We start from the raw sequence: 21360 nt of genomic DNA on the forward strand, positions 1-21360 counted from the left end.
GGGCGCCCAACACGTACCGCCGGGTGGCCCGGGCGGGGCCCACCCCCTGTTCGGCCCCGGCGGCCCCCCGGGGCCCCCCGCCGCGGCGTCACTTCTTGCGTCCGCGCTTCTCGCGCACCCTCACCGAGATCTGGATCGGGGTGCCCTCGAAGCCGAACTCCTCACGCAGCCGCCGCTCGATGAAGCGGCGGTAGCCCGCCTCGAGGAAGCCGGAGGCGAACAGCACGAACCGCGGCGGCCTGGTCCCTGCCTGCGTCCCGAAGAGGATGCGGGGCTGCTTGCCGCCGCGGATCGGGTGCGGGTGGGCCGCGACCAGCTCGCCGAGGAAGGAGTTGAGCCGCCCGGTCGGGATGCGTGTCTCCCATCCGGCCAGCGCGGTCTCGATCGCCGGTACGAGCTTCTCCATGTGGCGCCCGGTGCGCGCCGAGACGTTGACCCGCGGCGCCCACGGGATCTGGACCAGCTCGGTCTCGATCTCCCGCTCCAGGTAGTAGCGGCGCTCCTCGTCGAGGGTGTCCCACTTGTTGTACGCGATGACCAGCGCGCGCCCGGCCTCGACGGCCATGGTGATGATCCGCTGGTCCTGGACGCTGATGGTCTCGCTCGCGTCGATGAGGACGACCGCGACCTCCGCCTTCTCGACGGCCGCGGCGGTGCGCAGCGACGCGTAGTAGTCCGCGCCCTCCTGGAGGTGCACACGGCGGCGGATGCCGGCGGTGTCGACGAACTTCCAGGTCTGCCCGCCCAGTTCGATCATCTCGTCGACCGGGTCACGCGTGGTGCCGGCCAGTTCGTCGACGACCACCCGGGTCTCGCCCGCGACCTTGTTGAGCAGAGACGACTTGCCGACATTGGGGCGGCCGATGAGCGCGATCCTGCGCGGGCCACCGACGGTCTGGCCGAAGGTCTGGGCAGGGGCGTCGGGGAGCGCGCCCAGGACCTCGTCGAGCATGTCGCCCGTACCCCGGCCGTGCAGGGCGGAGACCGGGTGGGGCTCGCCGAGGCCGAGGGCCCAGAGCGCCGTGGCGTCGGCCTCACCGGAGGGTCCGTCGACCTTGTTGGCGCACAGCACGACGGGCTTGCCCGCCCGGCGCAGGAGCTTGACCACGGCCTCGTCGGTGTCGGTCGCGCCGACCTGGGCGTCGACCACGAAGACGACGGCGTCGGCGGCCTCGATCGCGAACTCGGCCTGGGCGGCGACGGACGCGTCGATGCCGAGCACGTCCTGCTCCCAGCCGCCGGTGTCGACGAGCTTGAAGCGGCGGCCGGACCACTCGGCCTCGTACGTCACACGGTCGCGGGTGACGCCCGGCCGGTCTTCGACGACTGCCTCGCGGCGGCCGATGATGCGGTTCACCAGAGTCGACTTGCCGACATTGGGGCGGCCGACGACGGCGAGGACGGGCAGTGGTCCGTGACCGGCGGCGGCGAGGTCGCCCTCGACCTCCTCCAGGTCGAAGCCCTCGTGTGCGGCGAGCTCCATGAACTCCGCGTACTCGGTGTCGCCGAGCTCACCGTGCTCGTCGCCGGAGGGGATCTGGTCGTTCATGAAGTCTGTGTCCTCGTCGTCCATCATCCGTGGCGACCCCGTACGGATCACCAGGTCAAGTCTCGCCCAGGGTCTGACGACCCTAGCGTCCGGTGGAACGCCTGGCGTTCTCCAGGTGGGCGGTCAGCCGCTCCTGTATGCGCACGGTGGCCTCGTCCAGCACCGTGCGCGTGCGCCGTCCGGTGCCGTCCCCCACCGTGAACGGCGCGCCGAACACGACATCGACCCGGTCGCGCAGCGGCGGCAGCGCGTTGACGAGCCTGCCCTGCCGGTCGGTGCTGCCGAGCACCGCGACGGGCACGATCTGCGCGCCCGAGCGCACCGCGAAGTACGCGAGCCCGGCGCGCAGCGAGGCGAAGTCGCCCTCCCCGCGCGTCCCTTCCGGGAAGATCCCGAGCACGCCGCCGCGCTCCAGGACGCCGAGGGCCCGCGTGATCGCGGTCCGGTCGGCGCTCGTGCGGTCCACCTCGACCTGGCCGATGCCGCGGAGGAAGGCGCCGAGCGGGCCGCTGAACGCCTCCTTCTTGATGAGGAAGTGCACCGGCCGGGGTGCCGTGCCCATCACCATCGGGCCGTCGATGTTGTGGGAGTGGTTGATCGCCAGGATGAGGGGGCCGGTCGCCGGGACCTGCCAGGCTCCCAGCACCCGCGGCTTCCACAGCCCGCGCATCAGGCCGATGCCCAGCCGGCGCCCGGCCGCCGCGCCGCCCGCACTGGGCAGCGTGTCGGGTCTGCTCACGCCGTCCGCTTCTCCTCGACGAGCGTGACCACGCACTCGATGACCTGGTCGAGGGTGAGGTCGGTGGTGTCCACCTCGACCGCGTCGTCCGCCTTGGCCAGCGGCGAGGCCTTGCGGCTGGAGTCGGCGGCGTCGCGCTTGGCGAGCGCGGCCTGGGTGGCCGCGAGGTCCGTGGCCTCCTTGCCCTTGAGCTCTCCGCTGCGCCGGGCGGCCCTGGCCTCCGGGGAGGCGGTCAGGAAGATCTTGAGGTCGGCGTCCGGCAGGACTGTGGTGCCGATGTCCCGGCCCTCGACGACGATGCCGGGGGTGGCGGCCGCGGCGATGGAGCGCTGCAGCCCGGTGATCCGCGCCCGCACCTCGGGCACGGCGCTGACGGCGCTGACCGCGGAGGTGACGTCCTGCGTACGGATCGGGCCCGAGACGTCCGTGCCGTCGACGGTGATCGTCGGGGCGCCCGGCTCGGTGCCGGACTCGATGACGGGCTTGTCGACGACGACGGCGACGGCCTGCGGGTCGCTCACGTCGATGTCGTTGGCCAGCATCCACCAGGTGATCGCCCGGTACTGGGCGCCGGTGTCCAGGTAGCCGAAGCCGAGCTTGGCCGCCACGGCCTTGGAGGTGCTCGACTTGCCCGTGCCTGCGGGGCCGTCGATGGCGACAATCACCGATGCCGGTGCGGTCCTGGCGGCGGTTTCCACGGTGACGAACACCTCTCCTGTGACACGAGCGGATCTGTTGGGGGCAAGAAAGCCTTCGGACAAGGTTACCGACTGCCGGGACCGCCTTGTGCAGCCCTCCTCGCGGGCCCTCGCGGGCCTTCCGCGGCCTCCGCCGGGTGGTGGCGCACCGTCCACGCACGCTCACGCAGACGGGCCGGCGCTACTGCCGGATCGACCAGCCCCGCTCCCTCAGGGCGCTGGTCAGGACCGGGGCGGCGGCGGGCTCGACCATGAGCTGGATCAGACCGGACTGCTGCCCGGTGGCGTGCTCGATCCGGACGTCCTCGATGTTGACGCCGACGCGGCCGGCGTCGGAGAAGATCCGGCCCAGCTCGCCCGGCTGGTCCCCGATGAGGACGGTGACCAGCTCGTACGTGGCCGGGGCCGCGCCGTGCTTGCCCGGCACCCGCTCGCGACCGGCGTTCCCGCGCCGCAGCACGTCCTCGATGCCGGTCGATCCGTCCCGCCGCTTGACCTCGTCGGCGGACTGGAGGGAGCGCAGCGCCTGGACCGTCTCGTCGAGGTCGGAGGCGACGGCGGCGAGGACGTCGGCGACGGGGCCCGGGTTCGCGGACAGGATGTCGATCCACATGGCCGGGTCGGATGCGGCGATCCGCGTCACGTCCCGGATGCCCTGGCCGCAGAGCCGTACCGCCGCTTCCTCGGCGCGCTCCAGCCGGGCCGCGACCATGCTGGAGAGCAGCTGCGGGGTGTGCGAGACGAGGGCGACGGCCCGGTCGTGGGAGTCGGCGTCCATCACCACCGGCACGGCACGGCAGAGGGCGACGAGCTCCAGCGCCAGGTTGAGGACCTCGGTGTCGGTGTCCCGGGTGGGGGTGAGGACCCAGGGGCGGCCCTCGAAGAGGTCCGCGGTCGCGGCGAGCGGGCCGGAGCGCTCCCGCCCGGCCATGGGGTGCGTACCGAGGTAGAGGGTCAGGTCGCCGCCCAGGGACTCCAGCTCGCGGCGCGGCCCGCCCTTGACGCTCGCCACGTCGATGTAGCCGCGGGCCAGCTCGCGCCGCTGGGCGTCCGCCACGGCACGGGCGACGTGTGCGGGCGGTACGGCGATCACGGCCAGGTCGACGGGACCCTCCGGCTCCTCCTGCGTGCCTGCCCCGAGGGCCGCGGCGGTACGGGCCTGCGCGGAGTCGTGGTCCAGGAGATGGACGCGGACTCCGCGCCCGGACAGGGCGAGCGCGGCGGAGGTACCGATGAGTCCGGTGCCGATGACGAGAGCGGTTCTCACTGGGCGATGTCCTTGCGGAGAGCGGCGGCGGCGCCGAGGTAGACATGGGAGATCTCGGACTTGGCGAGCCCCGTCTCGACGTGCGCGAGCACGCGGACGACGCGCGGCATGGCACCGGCGATGTCGAGTTCCTGGGCGCAGATGAGCGGTACGTCGACGATGCCGAGCTTGCGGGCCGCCGCCGCGGGGAAGTCGGCGTGCAGATCGGGTGTGGCCGTGAACCACACGCTGATCAGGTCGTCGGCGGTGAGGCCGTTCCGCTCCAGTACGGCGGTCAGGAGTTCGCCGACCTGGTCGTGCATGTGGGCCGACTCGTCCCGCTCGAGCTGGACGGCCCCACGGACCGCTCGTACCGCCACGTCGTCGCTCCTCACGCTGTCCCGCCACTGTGCTGCGACCAGGGTAGTCAGGCAGGGGTGACGTCCGGCAGCCCGGGCGACCGCCCTGCGAGACGGCGACCGCCCGGGCTCGGACACGGCCTACTTGCCCCATCCCCGCTCGGTGTCGCGGTTCCGGATCGCCAGCCGGGCGCTCAGCTCTTCCCGTGCGGTGAGGGGGCCGATCCGGTCCGGCCGGACGTCCCACTCCACGCCGCCGCCGACCGGGCGTAACTGGACGTGGCCACCGAGCCCGCCCATGACGACGCCCACCCGGCCGGTCGAGATGTCCTTGGCGAGGTCGCCGACCGCAGGGTCGAACCGGCCCCCCGGTGGCTGTGCTGCGGTCACGACCTCCCGCCTCCGATCACATCGGCGAGCCTCCGCGCGACGTCCGGCCGGACGCGGCCCAACTCGACGAGGTGCACGTCCCCGATCCGGTGGTCGTCCACCCCGAGGGACGGCAACGTGACACCGATCCGCCCGAGAGCGTCCCGGAGCAGGGCGACCACGTCGTCGGCCTCCTGGTACGCCACATCGATGTGGCCCCGTACGCCGCGGTCCTGTTCCTGCCCTCTGGGCCCGAGATACGTCACTGTGCTGTCCGTTCGTTCGCGTCCGAGCGGCCCGGTCCGCGTGACCGGTCCTTGACTCTGTGTACTCACGATCGGACGCTCCGCAGTACGCTGACCAGACGTTTCGAGGTGACAACAGATCTCGCACACAGCGGAGTTGCACACATGGCGACCGAAGGTGTCCCCGAGCCGCGGAACGCTTATGGGGAGGAACTGCGGCAGCGCCGCGAGCACGCCGGGCTCACACAGGAGAAACTGAGCCAGAACGCGATCATGTCGCGGACCCACATCGCCCATATCGAAGCCGGAAGGCGCAAGCCATCGCTGGAGGATGCCCGGCGCCTGGACCAAGTACTCGATACAGGCGGGGTGTTCGAGCGCTTCCTGCCCACACTCGATTCACGCAAGGTTGCCGACCACTTCGCGGCGGCTGCCGCGTTCGAGCAACAGGCAACCATGATCCGCGAATACGCACCGTCCCTCGTACCCGGGTTGCTGCAGACCGAGCCGTACGCCCGCGCCGTCTTCCGCGAGGGTTTCCCGCCCAAGTCGCGTGAGGAATGTGACAGAGCCGTCGTCACACGACTCGAGCGAGCACGGATCCTGGACGATCCGGTGTCCCCCGTCATGTGGGCACTCCTGGATGAGGCGGTCCTGCGGCGCCCGGTCGGCGGCCCCATGGTGATGGCCGGGCAGTTGCGGCACGTCCTCGGGCTGAGCCACCAAGGGCGCGTACGCGTGCACGTCCTGCCCTTCGAGTCGGGAGCCCACGCCCTGTTGGAGAGCGCGGTCACGCTCATGTGGTTCGCGGACTCACCCCCGGTGGCCTACGTGGAGGGCCTGAAGACCGGCACCGTCCACGACCTTCCCTCACTGGTTCATGAATGCCAGGCGGCCTACGATCTCGCCCTGGGGGACGCGCTGTCGCACAAGAAGTCCGTGGCCCTGATCGAGACAGTCGCAGAGGAATATGACCATGAACAGCAGTGAGTACGCCGCCACCACCTGGCGCAAGTCCAGCTACAGCGGGGCGAGCGAGGGCAACTGCATCGAGGTCGCCGAAGAGTCCGCGCTGGTTCCGGTGCGCGACTCCAAGGACCCCGACGGGCCCGTGCTCGTGTTCTCCGCCGACGCCTGGACCGCCTTCGTCTCGGCGGTGAAGGCCGGAGCGTTCTGAGCGGATCGGCTCGTGGGTCCGCTCCCGGACGGGAGGCGGGCTCGCCTCCCGTCCGGCGCTCCTGACCTGGACGGAACGACCCCTCGTGAAACCGCTGGACGGCCACCGCCACCTCGTATGGTGTTGCGCATGATCTTCCACGTGGTACGGCTCGACGACTGGCTGGCGGTCCCCGAGCGCCCCTACGCCCCTTCCACGCTCGCCGACGAGGGCTTCGTCCACTGTTCCCCCGACGAGGGCACCACCCTCGCCGTCGCCGACGCGTTCTACCGCGAGGCAGTCGGCCCGCTGATGGTCCTGCTCATCGACGAGGAGCTGCTGGACGCTCCGGTCCGCTGGGAGCCCGCCACTTCCCCCGCCCCTCCCGGTGTGGCGCCGGGGGTGCTCTTCCCGCATGTGTACGGCCACGTCAACCGTTCGGCGGTGGTGGGGATGATGGAGGTCAAGCGCGAGGCGGACGGCCATGCGACGGGGCTGGCTCTCTGGTCCTGACGAGGGCCCTGGCACCATGACGGCCATGCCGCATCTCCCTCTGACGCCGGACGCGCTCGTCCGCGACCACACGGTCTACGCGTGCGTGATGGGTTCGCGGGCGTTCGGTCTCGCGACCGAGGGCAGCGACACGGACCGGCGAGGGGTGTTCGTCGCGCCCACACCGCTGTTCTGGCGGTTCGACAAGCCTCCGGCGCATGTCGAAGGACCGTCCGAGGAGCAGTTCTCCTGGGAGCTGGAACGCTTCTGCGAACTGGCCCTGCGCGCCAACCCGAACATCCTGGAGTGCCTGCACTCCCCTCTCGTCGACCACATCGACGCGACGGGGCGTGAACTGCTCGCCCTGCGCGGCGCGTTCCTGTCGGCGCACGTGCACCGGACGTTCGCCCGGTACGCGGCGGGGCAGCACCGCAAGCTCCTCGCGCACATCGACCGCCACGGCGTACCGCGCTGGAAGCACGCGATGCACCTGCTCCGGCTGCTGACCTCCTGCCGTGACCTGCTGACCACCGGGGAGCTGGTCCTCGACGTGGGCGCGGAGCGCGAACGGCTACTGGAGGTCAAGCGCGGCGAGGTTCCCTGGCCCGAGGTCGAGCGGCGGATGCGGGCCCTGGCCGACGAGGCCGACGCCGCGCTCGTCACGACGCCCCTTCCGGACGAGCCGGACCGTGCCAGCGTCGAGGACTTCCTGATCCGGGTGCGACGGGCGTCAGCCGCCGCCGAGCCGGGCTCAGCCGTCGCCCAGCCCGGCCCGCGCGAGCAGGTCGTGGAGCGCGTCGTGCGCCCCCAGGGCGTCCGGTAGGCGGGACGCGGCCTGTTCGGCGTCGAGGACCGCGTGCAGGGCCTCGACGTCCACGACGGGCCCGGCGGTCCGGTACGGGGGCGTCACCGGAAGTCCCAGATCGCGGCCAGGGACAGCAGTTCGCTGCGGTACTCGACGCGGTCGGCCCAGCGCGAAGGCCAGATGTCCAGGCCGTGGTGGGCGCCCGCGAACGCGCCCGCGAGCGCGGCGATCGAGTCCGAGTCCCCGGAGGAGCAGGCGGCCCGGCGGAGCGCGGTGACGGGCTCGTCGGGAAAGAGCAGGAAGCACAACAGGCCGGTGGCAAGGGCCTCTTCGGCGATCCAGCCCGCCCCGGTGGCCAGGCACGGGTCGGCCTCCGGGTCGGGGCTGCGCAGCGCTGTCTCCAGCCGGTCGAGCACAGCCAGGCAGTCGTCCCAGCCGCGTTGGACGAACGCGGTCGGCGAGGCGTCCTGGGCGTGCTTCCAGAGGTCGCCGAGCCAGCGCTCGTGGTACGTGCCGCGATGCTTGCGGGCGTACTCCCGCAGCAGGGCGGGCAGTTGGGCCGGTGCCTCGCCCTCGGCGAGGAGGTGGACGGCGTGGGCCGTGAGGTCGCTCGCCGCCAGCGCGGTGGGGTGGCCGTGGGTGAGCGCCGACTGGAGCTGGGCCGCGCCCGCGCGCTGCTCGTCCGAGATGCCGGGCAGCAGACCCACGGGCGCCACCCGCATGTTGGCCCCGCAGCCCTTGGACCCGACCCTGCTCGCCTCCGTCCACGGCACCTCGTGGTGGCTGAGCCGCCGGCAGGCGTCGAGGCAGGTCGTGCCGGGCGCACGGTTGTTGTCCGGCGAGCGCCACCACGCCACGAACTCCGCGCGCACCGGCGGCTCCAGGCGCTCGGGCGTGAGGGGGCCGCGGTCGAGGACCGTGCGGAGTGCCTGCCCGAGCGCCAGCGTCATCTGGGTGTCGTCGGTGACGAGGGCGGGGTCGGGCAGCTCCATCTCCCGCCAGGGTCCGTGACGTCCGGCGATCGACTCGACGTCGCTGAACTCCGTGGGGAAACCCAGAGCATCCCCCAGCGCCAGCCCGATCAGACTTCCCGCGGCAGCCTGCCTCACAACGCCCGCCCCCCTCGACGCACTTGGCGTCGGATCACGCCACTTCTCGTTACAGTGACGATAACCCTACAGGTCGACCTCGCGCATCAGCATCCCCACCTCGGTGTTGGTCAGCCGCCGCAGCCAGCCGGACTTCTGGTCGCCGAGCGCGATCGGCCCGAAGCTCGTCCGCACCAGCTTGTCGACGGGGAAACCCGCCTCGGACAGCATGCGGCGCACGATGTGCTTGCGGCCCTCGTGCAGGGTGACCTCGACGAGGTAGTTCTTGCCGGTGTTCTCGACGACCTTGAAGTGGTCGGCCTTGGCGTAGCCGTCCTCGAGCTGGATGCCGTTCTTCAGCCGCTTGCCGAGGTCGCGCGGGATCGGGCCCTGGATGGCGGCGAGATACGTCTTCTGCACGCCGTACCGGGGGTGGGTGAGGCGGTGGGACAGCTCACCGTGGTTGGTGAGCAGGATGATGCCCTCGGTCTCGGTGTCGAGACGGCCGACGTGGAAGAGGCGCGTCTCGCGGTTGGTGACGTAGTCCCCGAGGCACTGCCGCCCGTCCGGGTCCTCCATCGTGGAGACCACCCCGGCAGGCTTGTTGAGGGCGAAGAACAGATACGACTGGGTGGCGACGGTGAGCCCGTCGACCTTGATCTCGTCCTTCTCCGGCTCCACGCGCAGGCCCTGCTCGGTCACGATCTCACCGTTGACCTCGACGCGGCGCTGCTCGATCAGCTCCTCGCACGCCCGGCGGGAACCCATGCCGGCGCGGGCGAGAACCTTCTGCAGCCGCTCGCCCTCCTGCTCGCCGAAGGTCTTGGGGAGCTTGACCTGGGGCTTGTCGTGCCGGGCGCGGTTGCGCTCCTCGATCTGCGCCTCGTACTCGCGCGGGCGGGCGGGCACGGAACGGCTCCGGCCGCGGGCCTTCGCCGGGGGCGCCCCCTTCTTGCCCGGCCCCGGCCTGCCGCCGCCCTGACCGCCGCGACCGCCGCGACCGCCCTGACTACCCTGCCCGCCTTGGCCGCCGCGACCACCTTGGCCGCCGCGACCGCCCTGACTTCCCTGCCCGCCTTGGCCGCCGCGACCGCCCTGGCCTCCCTGCCCGTCCTGACCGCCTCTGCCGCTCCCGGCGTCGTAGCGGCGCTCCTCGGGCCGGGGCCGGCCCGCGCGCTTCTGCTTGTCGTCGCGGTTGTTGCCCGCCCCCCGGAAGTTCCGGTTGCCGCTGCCGCCCCTGCTGTTACTGCCGCTGCTTCGCATCAAATTTCCGTCTACGAGTGCCTGCTGTCGTCTGCGCCGGGGTCCGGCGCGTCCGGATCGAACGACGGCACACCTTCCTGGGACTCACCCTCGACCGCGTCCACCTCCGGGAGGAAGGGGGCGAGCTCGGGGAGCTCGTCGAGGCCGCGCAGGCCCATCCGCTCCAGGAAGTAGTTCGTCGTCCTGTACAGGATCGCACCTGTTTCCGGTTCCGTGCCCGCCTCCTCGACCAGCCCGCGCTGAAGGAGGGTGCGCATGACGCCGTCGCAGTTGACGCCGCGTACGGCCGAGACCCGGGAACGGCTCACCGGCTGCCGGTACGCGACCACGGCCAGAGTCTCCAGCGCGGCCTGGGTGAGCCGGGCCTGCTGGCCGTCGAGGACGAAGCTCTCGACGGCGTCCGCGTACTCGGTCCTGGTGTAGAAGCGCCAGCCGCCGGCCACGAGCCGCAGATCGAATCCGCGGCGCTGCACCGTGTACTCGTCGGACAGCTCCCGCAGGGCGTCCGCGACGGCCCTGCGGGGGCGCTCCAGCACCTTGGCGAGGTGCTCCTCGGTGGCGGGCTCGTCGACGACCATCAGGACCGCCTCCAGGGCGGGCTTGAGGTCGAGCTCGGCGACGGCGGAGGTACCGGCGGGGGGCGAGGCGTCCGAGGCCTCCGCGTCGGGCTCCTGCGGCTCGTACGCCCCGTCCACGGCTGTGTCGTACGCCACATCGGCGGGGACGCCGGGGGCCGTGGTGTCGGCGGCGGACGGGGTGGCGTCGGCGGACGGATCCGCGGCGGCGGGTTCGTCGGCGGACGGATCGGCGTCGAGGGGTGCGTCGGCGGGGGCGTCGGTGCCGAGGGCCACGTCGTCGCTGCTCATGCGTTCTCCTTCTCCTTCTCGGCGGCCCGCTCGCCCGGGGCCTGGTCGAACTCGTCCGTGACCACGGGATCCGGCCCGTCCTCGCCACCGGTCCAGCGGACCATGAGCGAGCCGAGGGCCTCCTCCTGGTCCAGGACGACGGCGCGCTCGCGGTAGAGCTCGAGCAGGGCCAGGAAGCGGGCGACGACGGTGAGCGTGTCGGGGGCGTCCTCGATGAGCGCCAGGAAGCTGGACTCCCCCGCCTCCCGCAGCCGGGCCACCACGACCTCGGCCTGCTCGCGCACGCTGACCAGCGGTGCGTGGATGTGATCCACGTACACCTGCGGCTTGGCCTTCGGCTGCATCGCCTTCACCGCGAGCTTGGCGAAGCCCTCGGGGCCGATGCTGATGACGACCTCGGGAAGCAGCTCGGCGTGATGCGGTTCCAGGCCGACGGTACGGGGGTGGAGCCGCGACTCGGCGGCCAGCCGGTCACTGAAGATGTCCGCGATCTGCTTGTACGCGCGGTACTGCAGCAGACGCGCGAACAGCAGGTCGCGCGCCTCGAGGAGCGCGAGGTCCGCCTCGTCCTCGACCTCGGCGGCGGGCAGGAGCCGCGCGGCCTTGAGATCGAGCAGGGTCGCGGCGACGACGAGGAACTCGGTGGTCTGGTCGAGGTCCCAGTCGGCGCCCATGGCGCGGATGTGCGCCATGAACTCGTCGGTGACCTTGGAGAGGGCGACCTCGGTCACGTCGAGCTTGTGCCGGGAGATGAGCTGCAGGAGCAGGTCGAAGGGCCCCTGGAAGTTGGCGAGCCGCACGGTGAAACGACCGGTGGCCTCCTCGCCGCCCCCGGCCTGAGCGTCGCCGGCGGACCGAGCGGCGCCGGTGCCGGGCTGCGCGTCGACCTGGGGCGGGACGGCGGGTACGTCGGCAGCGGAGGGCTCAGGGGCGCCTGGCCCGGCGTCCTCGGCGGACTCCGTCTCGGCGGACGGTGCCGTGTCGGTGTCCGCCGAGACGGGATCGCCCGCGGGCGGTGCGCCGGCCCCGTCGCCGGACGTGCCTTCGGGTGGGGCGTCGTCCGCGATCGGTTCCTGCGCGCCGACGTGGACCGGAGGGTCGGCGACGTGGACCGTTGGGTCGGCGGCGGGGACCGGAGGGTCGGCGATCGGCTCCGCGGCGACCGCTGCCGACGCCTGCCCCTCAGCGCGCGGAGCGGACGCGTCCCCCTCGGCGGGCGGTTCCTCGGTGGGCAGTTCCTCGGAGGCCGACTCCTCGCCGCCGGGCTCCTCCCGGGAGTCCGCGGCCGCGTCCCCGCCCGAGGCCGGGCCGGCGTCATCGTCACCGTGCTGCCCGGGCGCGTCCCCTGCCGCCTCCTCGACGGACGGCGGCCCCGGCTCGTACCCGGGCTCGTACCCCGGTTCGGGCGCCTCGCCGCCCGGCCCGGGTACGGCAGCGGCAGGCGTCGGGGTCTGCGGGGCCGCCCCCGGACCGCGGCCCAGGCTGCGGCGGGCGGGTCGGGGTGCGGAGGCGTCGTTCGTCGGCATTGCGGTCCAGGGTCTGGGGTTCCCCGGCCGAAGCCAGGGCGGGGTCACCGGGCCGGACGCCGGAGACCGGCCCGCGGAATCGGCAGGTTACCTCCCACGGCCCGCCGCCGGGGGCAGGCCATCGCGGTCAGCCGGCCGTCGACGGCCTTCCGCCGCCGGGGAGCGCGCGGCGCTCGACCCGGTGACGAGCCGTCGACCACAGGTCCGCGGCAACGGGCTGCGGCGGGACCGCCGAGGCACCCGGTCGTCAACCTAGGACAGCCACCCGTCAGCCTCATGACAGGCGGTCGTCGACGTCAGGCACCGATCGCCGGTCTCCTGACAGCCGGTCGTCACCGTCCGGCAGCCGTGGTCGTCGGCAGCAGAGGTCGGCCGATCTCGGCGGACGGCAGCGGCAGTTGACCGTCGCGGGGACACGGCGGACGGTGCGGGTCGGCCGGTGGCGGGCCGCTACGGCCACCCTGCGAGGCCACGGGGCGCCCCCGCCTCGACGGCGCGGCGGGCCTCAGCGACCGCGCAGCCGGCGGACCAGAATGCTCGCGTCCCCGCGCGACTCGAGGTCGGCCAGGACGACCGCCACGGCCTCGCGGACGATACGGCCGCGGTCGACGGCGAGCCCGTGCTCTCCGCGCAGCACCAGCCGCGCGTGTTCGAGGTCCATGAGCTCCTCGGCGGAGACATAGACGGTGATCTTCTCGTCGTGGCGCTCGCGCCCGCTCGGACGGCGGGGCGCGTTGCGGGAGCGGCGCCGTCCTCCCTGGGCGCCTGCGGCCTGCTGGGGCTGGGCCGGGTTCGCACCGGCCGCCGAGCGCGGTGCGGCCGCGCCCTCCTGGGCCGGGCGGGCCTGGGGCCGGGCGGCGGCCTGCGCAGGCGTACGGGCGTCCCCCTGCTTCTCCTCGCCGCTGCCCCTCCCGCTGTGCTCGGCGGAGGACCCGTCCACCGACGGGCGGGCCGGGGACTCCTTGCCGGGGACGGGGGTTGACGTGCCGGAGGGCGCGGCGGACCCCGACGGCTTGGCGGGCGCCTTGGAGGCGGGCGCCGCCTGGCCTGCCGGGTCCTGCTCACCCGCCGGGGCCGGCACGCGTGGCGCCGTCCCCGGTGCTTCCCCGTTGGCGTGCTGCCGGGGGGACGACGGCTGGAGAGCGGTCCCCCCGGTGGTGCGGAACAGTTCGTCGGCCCCCGGGAGACTCACTCGGCGTGGCACCGGGCGAGCACCTCCCTGGCGAGTTGGCGATACGCGGCGGCGCCCACGGAGTTGGAGGCGTACGTGGTGATCGGCTCGCCCGCGACCGTGGTCTCCGGGAAGCGGACGGTCCGGCCGATCACCGTGTGATAGACGTGATCGTCGAAGGCCTCGACGACGCGCGCGAGGACCTCGCGGCTGTGCACCGTGCGCGAGTCGTACATCGTGGCCAGGATGCCGTCGAGTTCGAGCTCGGGGTTCAGCCGCTCCTGGACCTTCTCGATCGTCTCGGTGAGCAGCGCGACACCGCGCAGCGCGAAGAACTCGCACTCCAGCGGCACGATCACCTTGTGGGCCGCGGTGAGCGCGTTGACGGTCAGGAGGCCGAGCGAGGGCTGGCAGTCGATGACGATGTAGTCGTAGTCGGCCAGCAGCGGCTTCAACGCCCGCTGGAGCGTGGACTCCCGGGCGACCTCGCTGACCAACTGCACTTCAGCGGCTGACAAATCGATATTGCTGGGCAGCAAGTCCATGTTGGGGACCGCCGTCTTGAGGAGGACCTCGTCGGCCGACATGCCCCGCTCCATGAGCAGGTTGTAGACCGTGAGGTCGAGCTCCATCGGGTTGACGCCGAGGCCCACGGACAGGGCGCCCTGCGGGTCGAAGTCGACCAGCAGCACCCGGCGTCCGTACTCCGCGAGTGCCGCGCCCAGGTTGATGGTCGAGGTGGTCTTGCCCACCCCGCCCTTCTGGTTGCACATCGCGATGATCTTCGCGGGACCGTGGTCGGTCAGCGGTCCCGGGATCGGGAAGTACGGAAGGGGCCGCCCGGTCGGACCGATGCGCTCCCGGCGCTGGCGGGCAGCGTCCGGGGCGAGCGTCGCCGCGTATTCCGGGTCCGGCTCGTATTCGGCGTCGGGGTCGTAGAAGTGCCCCTCGGGCAGGTCGTCGTAGTCGGCGAACCGAGTGGCGGGATCCGACCCGCGCTGGTCGCCGGCCATGGCGTTCACGTGATGGCCGTCCATGCTCTGGTGGGCTGTCGTGCTCTGCTGGCGGGTTGCGAGGGTGTTGACAGCGACGGAGCCGACAGCCTCGAGTCCGGTGGGTCCCTGGCCCCGCGTTGGCACCCCCACGCGCTCGGGTCGTAGGGGGCCCATCCCTGGTTGTCCACCTCCGGGAGTAAATGTCGACTCATTCACAAGTCGTCTTACCTCCTCGGATGTGGCCGGGAAACTTATCGATAGGTCAGCGTGACACCATGCCGACGGTTGGCGACTCTATGGCGTGTCGATGGTTCACAGCAACACAATCCACCGGACCCGGCATGATGTGTCGGCATCCGAACGCCCTTCTGTCAAGGGTGTAACGACCTCGACAGCCCTCGTTCCCCGCCTGTGCGAAACGGTTAATGGGTTGCATTCGCGGCGAGTTGAAAGCGCGTACGGCAAACACCGGCACGCATGCGGCCGGACCCTGGTCGACAAGGCCCGGCCGGATGCGCGGTGTTGACGATGTTGACGACGGGTGTTGACACCCTCTCGGGTGACTCCCCGAATGCTCAGCCGAGGAGCGAGCTCAGCTCCACCGACTGCAGACCGTGCGCCTCGGCCACGGGGCCGTAGACGACCTGTCCGTCATGGGTGTTGAGGCCCTTGGCGAGCGCGGCGTCGCGGCGCAGCGCCTCGACCCAGCCGCGGTTGGCCAGCTCGACGATGTACGGCAGCGTGGCGTTGGTCAGCGCGTACGTCGAGGTGTTGGGCACCGCGCCCGGCATGTTGGCGACGCAGTAGAACACCGAGTTGTGGACCTGGAAGGTCGGCTCGGCGTGCGTGGTGGGACGCGAGTCCTCGAAGCAGCCGCCCTGGTCGATCGCGATGTCGACAAGAACACTTCCCGGCTTCATCCGGGACACCAGCTCGTTGGTGACCAGCTTCGGGGCCTTCGCGCCCGGGATGAGCACCGCACCGATGACGAGGTCGGCGTCGAGGACGGCCTTCTCCAGCTCCAGGGCGTTGGAGACGATCGTCTGGATCTTGGGGCCGAAGAGCTTGTCGGCCTCGCGCAGCTTGTTGATGTTCTTGTCGAGCAGCGTGACGCGGAAGCCCATGCCGACGGCGATCTGCGCGGCCTCCCAGCCGGAGACGCCGCCGCCGATGACGACGGCCTTGGCCGGGGCGACACCGGGGACACCGCCGGGCAGCACACCGCGGCCGCCGGCCGAGCGCATCAGGTGGTAGGCGCCGACCTGCGGGGCGATACGGCCCGCGACCTCGGACATCGGGGCGAGCAGCGGGAGCGCGCGGTTGGCGGTCTCGACCGTCTCGTAGGCGATGGAGGTGGTGCCGGACTCCAGCAGCGCGTCGGTGCAGGCGCGGGAGGCGGCCAGGTGGAGATACGTGAAGAGCGTCTGGTCCTTGCGCAGGCGGTGGTACTCCTCCGCGATGGGCTCCTTCACCTTGAGGAGCAGGTCGGCGGTGGCCCAGACCTCGTCGGCGGTGGGGAGGATGTTCGCTCCGGCGGAGACGTACTCCTCGTCCGGGATGGAGGAGCCCAGGCCGGCGCCCTGCTCCACGAAGACCTGGTGGCCGTTGCGGACGAGTTCGAGCACGCCGGCGGGGGTGATCGCCACCCGGAACTCGTTGTTCTTGACCTCGCGGGGGATGCCGACCTTCACGTCGATCACGGTCCTTGAATGAGGGGATTGGGTACAAACCCCAGCATGCGGTTGCATACGGGATGTCACCGCCACGCGGTGCGGCGCAACCAGTCTATTGAAGGACGTCGCGCTGTCTAGCCTTCGAACGCATTAATCTTTTGGCAGACCGCTACGGATTTCGCAGGCACCTCCCGGCGTGTCGCTGAGCAGCCTGTCTGCGGCGCCGCGCCGTATCCGGGCCGCCGCCGGATCGCCGAGACGGTCCAGGGTGTCCGCCATGCGCATCTGCAGAGCCGCCTGGAGACGGCGGTCCCCCGCTCGCATCGCGCCTGACAACGCGTCCTCGCAGGTGCGCAGCGACTCCTCCGGCCGGCCCGCGTACTCCTGCACCCGCGCCATCTCGCCCAGCGCCCGCGCGTGGCCCCGGTCGTCGCGCAGCCTGCGGTGCCCCGCCGCCGCGGCGCGCCAGTTCCGCATCGCCTCGCCCCAGCTCCCGGCGTAGCAGTGCACCGCGCCCAGCCGCTCGTAGAGGCGCGCCTGCTCGGCGGGTTCGTTGCGGGCGAGGCGTACGGACAGGGCCCGGCCGTACCAGTCCGCGGCGCGCTGCCAGTCCTCCAGCTCCTGGTAGGTGCCGCCGAGGGACTCCAGGGCGCGCACCGTGAGCAGCGGGTCCCCGGAGGACCGCGCCGCGTCCAGGGCGCGCCGGTAGCGGCCGAGGGCGTCGCGCGGCCGGCCCGCCTCGGTGTCGAGGTCGGCCAGGTTGAGCAGGGCGGCGGCCTGCTCCACCTTCAGGCCGCGCCGCTCGGCGACGCCCAGCACCAGCTCGTGCAGCGGATACAGCTCCGGGGCCGCGGCCTCCTCGCCACGGTGCGCGATCAGGGCCCGTACGAGCGCGGAGACCAGCCGCCGCGCCTGGGTGTCCAGCTCCCCGTCCTCCACCGCGAGCACGGCGGCGGCCAGCAGCATCGGCAGCCGGGAGTCGAGCCACTCCGCGGCCGCCTCCGGGGAGGGGAAGCGCAGCGCCTTGGGCAGTCCGGCCAGCCGCTTGCGGGCCGGAGAGTCCACGGGTTCGGCGGTCGCCCGGCAGGACTGGAGCTGCCGCACGATCCGCTCCAGCATCCGGGCGCGGGCGAGCAGCACCTCGGAGGGCTTGTCCCGGGCCTGGAGCAGGGCCGTGAGGAACGGGGCGAGACAGCCCGGTACGCCGTACTCGGGCAGACCGTGACCCGGCCCCTCGGCGTACCTCAGCAGTCCCTGGGCGGCGAAGAGGTCGAGGGTGCCCTGCGCCGCCGTCACCGAACACCCGGCCAGCGCGGAGGCGATGTGGGCGTCGACACAGCCGGCGGGGGCCAGGACCAGCAGGCGCAGCATCCGGGCGGCGGGCGGCGGCAGTTCCTCGTACACCAGGCGGAAGGCGCGGGCCAGGGCGCGCAGGCCCTGTGCCTGCTCCTCCCCCTGCGGCATCGCGTTCAGCCGCCGGCCCAGATCGGCCACCGATGCCTTGGGCCGCGAGGCGAGCCAGCCGCCCGCGAGGACCAGGGCGGCGGGCTGGCCCGCGCACTCCTCGACGAGCGAGCGCGCGGCGACCGGGTCGACGGTGAAGCGCGTCCGGCCGCCGGCGTGATGGGCGAGGACGTCGACGGCCGCGTCGGCGTCGAGCCCGCCGAGCGCGCACGGCCGGACGTCGGGCACCCCGGTCAGCGGCCCTTCCGAGGTGGCGAGGACCAGACAGTCGTGCTCGTCGGGGATCAGCGGGTGCACCTGCTCGGGGTCCCCGGCGTCGTCGAGCAGCAGCACGAACCGCCGCCCGGCAAGCGCTTTCCGCAACGCCTCCGTCAGTTCCTCCTCGCCCGAGCCGGGAGCGCCGGGGGTGCCGAGCGCGGTGAGCAGGTCACGGGCCGTACTGGCCGTGGGGACGGGCCGTCCGCCGGGCCGGGTGAGCCGGACCCGCAGCACGCCGTCGGGGTAGTCGTCCGCCACCTGCCGGGCGAACTCCTCGGCGAGCGCCGTCCGTCCCGAGCCCGGCCTGCCCGCGATGAGCAGCACGCGCGCGCGGGAGGACTTGCGTCCGGAGAGGGTGTCGAGACCGGCCTGGGCGATGTCCTCGCGCAGCGCCTTGAGCTCGCGGGTCCGGCCGCGGAACGCGGGGCCGGCGGCCGGACGTACCGCGCCGCCGGGGGCCCGGCCCCGGGACTTCTGCGCGCGCCCGCCCGGATCCAGTGCCTGATCCGACACGGCAGCGCTCCCTTCCCCTGCCTTCGGGGCGGGGTGTCCCGGCGCGGACGGGGACGTGAGGAAGCGCCCCGTGCCCGCGCACCGGCCCGCCGCGGCTGCGGACGGGAAGGATCCGAGCGTAGTTCAGATGGCGCGACGAGCCGTGCGGGGCAGGGCGGTTGGGGCGCCCGAAGATCACCGCATCGGATCATCGCTTGTCGCGAAGGACGCGGCAGGACCGCGGGTGCGGACGCGGGGAGCGGCTACGCCTCGAACGGGCGGGCAGGCCAGGGCGCGTCCGCCGGGCGCAGCGACTCGACCCCGTCTCCCGCGAGGGCCGCGGCCAGCGAGAGGACGCCCACCACAAGGCAGTTGTTGTGCAGCTCGCCCGCCAGCACACCCCGTACGAGCTCCTGGAGCGGGACCCGGGCGTGCTCCATGTCCGACTCCTCCTCCTCGACCTCGAAGCGTTCGCCCTCGGCCTCGGAGAGGTTCCTGGCGAGGAAGATCCGCACGGCTTCGTCGCAGCCGCCGGGCGTGGTGTAGACGTCGGTGAGGACCCGCCAGTCCTCGGCCTTGACGTGGGCCTCCTCGTACAGTTCGCGCTGGGCCGCGTGGAGCGGGTTCTCACCGGGGACGTCGAGCAGCCCCGCGGGGATCTCCCACAGCTTCTGGCGCACCGGGTGGCGGTACTGGCGCAGCACCAGCACGCGGCCGGCGTCGTCCAGGGCGAGGGCCGCCACCGAGCCCGGGTGGACCTGGTAGTCGCGCGAGACGACCGTGCCGTCCGGCATGACGACGCGGTCCGTGCGGACGCTGGTCTTGTTGCCGGTGAACGGGGTGGCGGTGTCGACGACCTGCCACTCCTCGGCGCTGTCGCGCAGGCGCTCGCTGTGCTGGCCCATGAGCTGGGAGACCTCCCGGGAAACGATGGTGCGGGGGTACGGAACGTACGCGCCCGTACCCCTGCCCACCGTATCGGTCAGACCTGCGTGCTCTTCTTCGCCGCTTGTTTCGCCGCCGTCCTCCCCGCCGCCTGCTGCCGCTCGACGGCCGCCTTCACCAGACCCGCGAAGAGAGGGTGCGGGCGGGTGGGGCGGGAGCGCAGCTCGGGGTGCGCCTGGGTGCCGACGAGGTACGGGTGGACGTCGCGCGGGTACTCGACGTACTCCACCAGCTTGTTGTCGGGCGAGGTCCCGGAGAAGACGAGGCCGTTCTTCTCGAGTTCCGCGCGGTAGCTGTTGTTGACCTCGTACCGGTGGCGGTGACGCTCCTCGACGTACGGCTGGTCGCCGTAGACCTCGCGGACGATGGAGCCCTCGGCGAGCTTGGCCGGGTACATGCCCAGGCGCATCGTGCCGCCCATGTCGCCCTCACCCGCGACGATGTCGAGCTGCTCGGCCATGGTGGAGATCACGGGGTGGGCGGTGGAGGCCTCGAACTCGGTGGAGTTGGCGTCAGTGATGCCGGCGAGGTTCCGCGCGGCCTCGACCACGATGCACTGGAGACCCAGGCAGAGGCCGAGGAGGGGGATCTTGTTCTCCCGGGCGTAGGTGATGGCCGAAACCTTGCCGTCGACGCCGCGCTCGCCGAAGCCTCCGGGGATGCAGATCGCGTCGACGTCGGCCAGTTGCTGCTTGGCCCCGGCGGGCGTCCGGCAGTCGTCGGAGGTGACCCACTTGATCTTGACGCGGGCGTTGTTGGCGAAGCCGCCGGCGCGCAGCGCCTCGGTGACCGACAGATAGGCGTCGGGCAGATCGATGTACTTGCCGACCAGGGCGAGGGTGATGTCGTGCTCGGGCTGGTGGACGCGGCGGAGCAGGTCGTCCCACTGCGTCCAGTCGACGTCGCGGAAGGGCAGGTCGAGGCGGCGCACCACGTACGCGTCCAGGCCCTCGCCGTGCAGCACCTTCGGAATGTCGTAGATCGACTTCGCGTCGATCGCGGCAACCACGGCGGCCTCGTCGACGTCACACATGAGGGAGATCTTGCGCTTGATGGACTGGGGAACTTCCCGGTCCGCGCGCAGGACAATGGCATCCGGCTGGATACCGATGTTGCGCAGCGCCGCCACCGAGTGCTGGGTCGGCTTGGTCTTCAGCTCGCCGGACGGGCCGATGTACGGGAGGAGGGAGACGTGCACGAAGAAGACGTTGTCCCGGCCCACCTCGTGCCGGACCTGCCGCACGGCCTCGAGGAAGGGCAGCGACTCGATGTCGCCGACCGTGCCGCCGACCTCCGTGATGACGACGTCCACGTCGTCGGTCGCCATCCGGCGGATGCGGTGCTTGATCTCGTTGGTGATGTGCGGGATGACCTGCACGGTGTCGCCCAGGTACTCGCCGCGCCGCTCCTTGGCGATCACCGTCGAGTAGACCTGCCCGGTGGTGACGTTCGCCGAACCGTCGAGGTCGACGTCGAGGAAGCGCTCGTAGTGTCCGACGTCCAGATCCGTCTCGGCGCCGTCGTTCGTGACGAAGACCTCACCGTGCTGGAACGGGTTCATCGTGCCAGGATCGACGTTGAGGTACGGGTCGAGTTTCTGCATGGTGACCCGCAGGCCCCGCGCCTTGAGCAGCGCACCCAGGCTGGAGGCGGTGAGCCCCTTGCCGAGCGATGAGGCGACACCCCCGGTGACGAAGAGGTGCCTGGTCGTCATGGATTTGGGCGGCAGTGCCAAGAGGGGGCTCCCGTGGTCGCGTCGTGAAAAGCGGGCCGGCCGTACCCTGGTCCGGAGTGATTCCGAGGGGATGCCGTCGCTGCGGTTCGGGGGTGCCTTCACCAGGGGTGGGGCCCACCGGTCCACGGGCTACCAGGGTATCAGCGACCGCGGGAGACCGCTTCAGGCCAGTCCGCCCCGGCGTCCGGGACCGGGCGATGTCGGGAACGGTGCCCGGAAGGACTCC

General features: G+C 72.1%; 21 protein-coding genes. 4 read left to right on the forward strand and 17 right to left on the reverse strand.

The annotated features are described in order from the left end of the window. Positions 1–88: 88 nt before the first annotated feature. The 7 genes from der to ABZ822_RS32220 form a co-directional block, all read right to left on the reverse strand. Complete coding sequence (gene der / locus ABZ822_RS32190; RefSeq protein ID WP_360861948.1) at positions 89–1549, reverse strand: ribosome biogenesis GTPase Der; 1461 nt, start codon at positions 1547–1549, stop codon at positions 89–91. Positions 1550–1631: 82 nt separating this feature from the next. Next, complete coding sequence (locus ABZ822_RS32195; RefSeq protein ID WP_360861950.1) at positions 1632–2288, reverse strand: lysophospholipid acyltransferase family protein; 657 nt, start codon at positions 2286–2288, stop codon at positions 1632–1634. Next, positions 2285–2998, reverse strand: a complete 714-nt coding sequence (gene cmk / locus ABZ822_RS32200; RefSeq protein WP_360861952.1) for a (d)CMP kinase — start codon at positions 2996–2998, stop codon at positions 2285–2287. The genes ABZ822_RS32195 and cmk overlap by 4 nt, the downstream gene beginning before the upstream one ends. Positions 2999–3167: 169 nt before the next feature. After that, a complete protein-coding gene (locus ABZ822_RS32205) occupies positions 3168–4253 on the reverse strand; it encodes a prephenate dehydrogenase (RefSeq protein WP_360861954.1) in 1086 nt (361 codons plus the stop codon). After that, entirely contained in the window at positions 4250–4612 is a 363-nt protein-coding gene (gene aroH, locus ABZ822_RS32210; RefSeq protein ID WP_360861956.1) for a chorismate mutase, read from the reverse strand. The genes ABZ822_RS32205 and aroH overlap by 4 nt, the downstream gene beginning before the upstream one ends. Positions 4613–4732: 120 nt before the next feature. Continuing rightward, complete coding sequence (locus ABZ822_RS32215; RefSeq protein ID WP_360861958.1) at positions 4733–4981, reverse strand: hypothetical protein; 249 nt, start codon at positions 4979–4981, stop codon at positions 4733–4735. Then, entirely contained in the window at positions 4978–5295 is a 318-nt protein-coding gene (locus ABZ822_RS32220; protein ID WP_360861960.1) for a hypothetical protein, read from the reverse strand. Before ABZ822_RS32220 ends, ABZ822_RS32215 begins: the two co-directional genes overlap by 4 nt. A 75-nt stretch (positions 5296–5370) precedes the next feature. Between ABZ822_RS32220 and ABZ822_RS32225 the strand changes: the two genes are divergently transcribed. The 4 genes from ABZ822_RS32225 (at position 5371) to ABZ822_RS32240 (ending at position 7676) form a co-directional block, all read left to right on the forward strand. Beyond that, entirely contained in the window at positions 5371–6195 is an 825-nt protein-coding gene (locus ABZ822_RS32225; protein WP_360861962.1) for a helix-turn-helix transcriptional regulator, read from the forward strand. Beyond that, positions 6182–6382, forward strand: coding sequence for a DUF397 domain-containing protein (locus ABZ822_RS32230; RefSeq protein WP_360861964.1), 201 nt, complete (start codon positions 6182–6184; stop codon positions 6380–6382). Before ABZ822_RS32225 ends, ABZ822_RS32230 begins: the two co-directional genes overlap by 14 nt. Positions 6383–6511: 129 nt before the next feature. Then, on the forward strand, positions 6512–6874 hold the full coding sequence (locus ABZ822_RS32235; protein ID WP_360861966.1) for a DUF952 domain-containing protein: 363 nt from the start codon (positions 6512–6514) through the stop codon (positions 6872–6874). Between the two features lie 25 nt (positions 6875–6899). Beyond that, positions 6900–7676, forward strand: coding sequence for a nucleotidyltransferase domain-containing protein (locus tag ABZ822_RS32240; protein ID WP_360861968.1), 777 nt, complete (start codon positions 6900–6902; stop codon positions 7674–7676). 83 nt (positions 7677–7759) lie between these two features. Here ABZ822_RS32240 and ABZ822_RS32245 read toward each other — a convergent pair whose 3' ends face one another. From ABZ822_RS32245 to ABZ822_RS32290, 10 genes are all read right to left on the reverse strand, one after another. Next, positions 7760–8767 (reverse strand): ADP-ribosylglycohydrolase family protein, encoded by a 1008-nt coding sequence (locus ABZ822_RS32245; protein WP_360861970.1) that lies wholly within the window; start codon positions 8765–8767, stop codon positions 7760–7762. 66 nt (positions 8768–8833) lie between these two features. Further along, complete coding sequence (locus ABZ822_RS32250; protein ID WP_360861972.1) at positions 8834–10009, reverse strand: pseudouridine synthase; 1176 nt, start codon at positions 10007–10009, stop codon at positions 8834–8836. Between the two features lie 11 nt (positions 10010–10020). Then, a complete protein-coding gene (gene scpB, locus ABZ822_RS32255; protein WP_360861996.1) occupies positions 10021–10602 on the reverse strand; it encodes an SMC-Scp complex subunit ScpB in 582 nt (193 codons plus the stop codon). A 269-nt stretch (positions 10603–10871) separates the two neighbouring features. Continuing rightward, on the reverse strand, positions 10872–12401 hold the full coding sequence (locus ABZ822_RS32260) for a segregation/condensation protein A (RefSeq protein ID WP_360861974.1): 1530 nt from the start codon (positions 12399–12401) through the stop codon (positions 10872–10874). 505 nt (positions 12402–12906) lie between these two features. Next, positions 12907–13593, reverse strand: coding sequence for a hypothetical protein (locus ABZ822_RS32265; RefSeq protein ID WP_360861998.1), 687 nt, complete (start codon positions 13591–13593; stop codon positions 12907–12909). Continuing rightward, positions 13590–14711 (reverse strand): ParA family protein, encoded by a 1122-nt coding sequence (locus ABZ822_RS32270; protein ID WP_360862000.1) that lies wholly within the window; start codon positions 14709–14711, stop codon positions 13590–13592. Before ABZ822_RS32270 ends, ABZ822_RS32265 begins: the two co-directional genes overlap by 4 nt. 431 nt (positions 14712–15142) lie before the next feature. Beyond that, positions 15143–16258, reverse strand: a complete 1116-nt coding sequence (gene ald, locus ABZ822_RS32275) for an alanine dehydrogenase (protein ID WP_360862002.1) — start codon at positions 16256–16258, stop codon at positions 15143–15145. Between the two features lie 132 nt (positions 16259–16390). Next, positions 16391–18475 (reverse strand): tetratricopeptide repeat protein, encoded by a 2085-nt coding sequence (locus tag ABZ822_RS32280; protein WP_360861976.1) that lies wholly within the window; start codon positions 18473–18475, stop codon positions 16391–16393. Between the two features lie 242 nt (positions 18476–18717). Next, entirely contained in the window at positions 18718–19359 is a 642-nt protein-coding gene (locus tag ABZ822_RS32285) for an NUDIX hydrolase (RefSeq protein ID WP_360861978.1), read from the reverse strand. A gap of 77 nt (positions 19360–19436) precedes the next feature. Beyond that, positions 19437–21113 (reverse strand): CTP synthase, encoded by a 1677-nt coding sequence (locus ABZ822_RS32290; RefSeq protein ID WP_360861980.1) that lies wholly within the window; start codon positions 21111–21113, stop codon positions 19437–19439. Positions 21114–21360 lie beyond the last annotated feature (247 nt).

Source organism: Streptomyces sp. NPDC047108 (genome assembly GCF_040643575.1).
Lineage (GTDB): Bacteria > Actinomycetota > Actinomycetes > Streptomycetales > Streptomycetaceae > Streptomyces.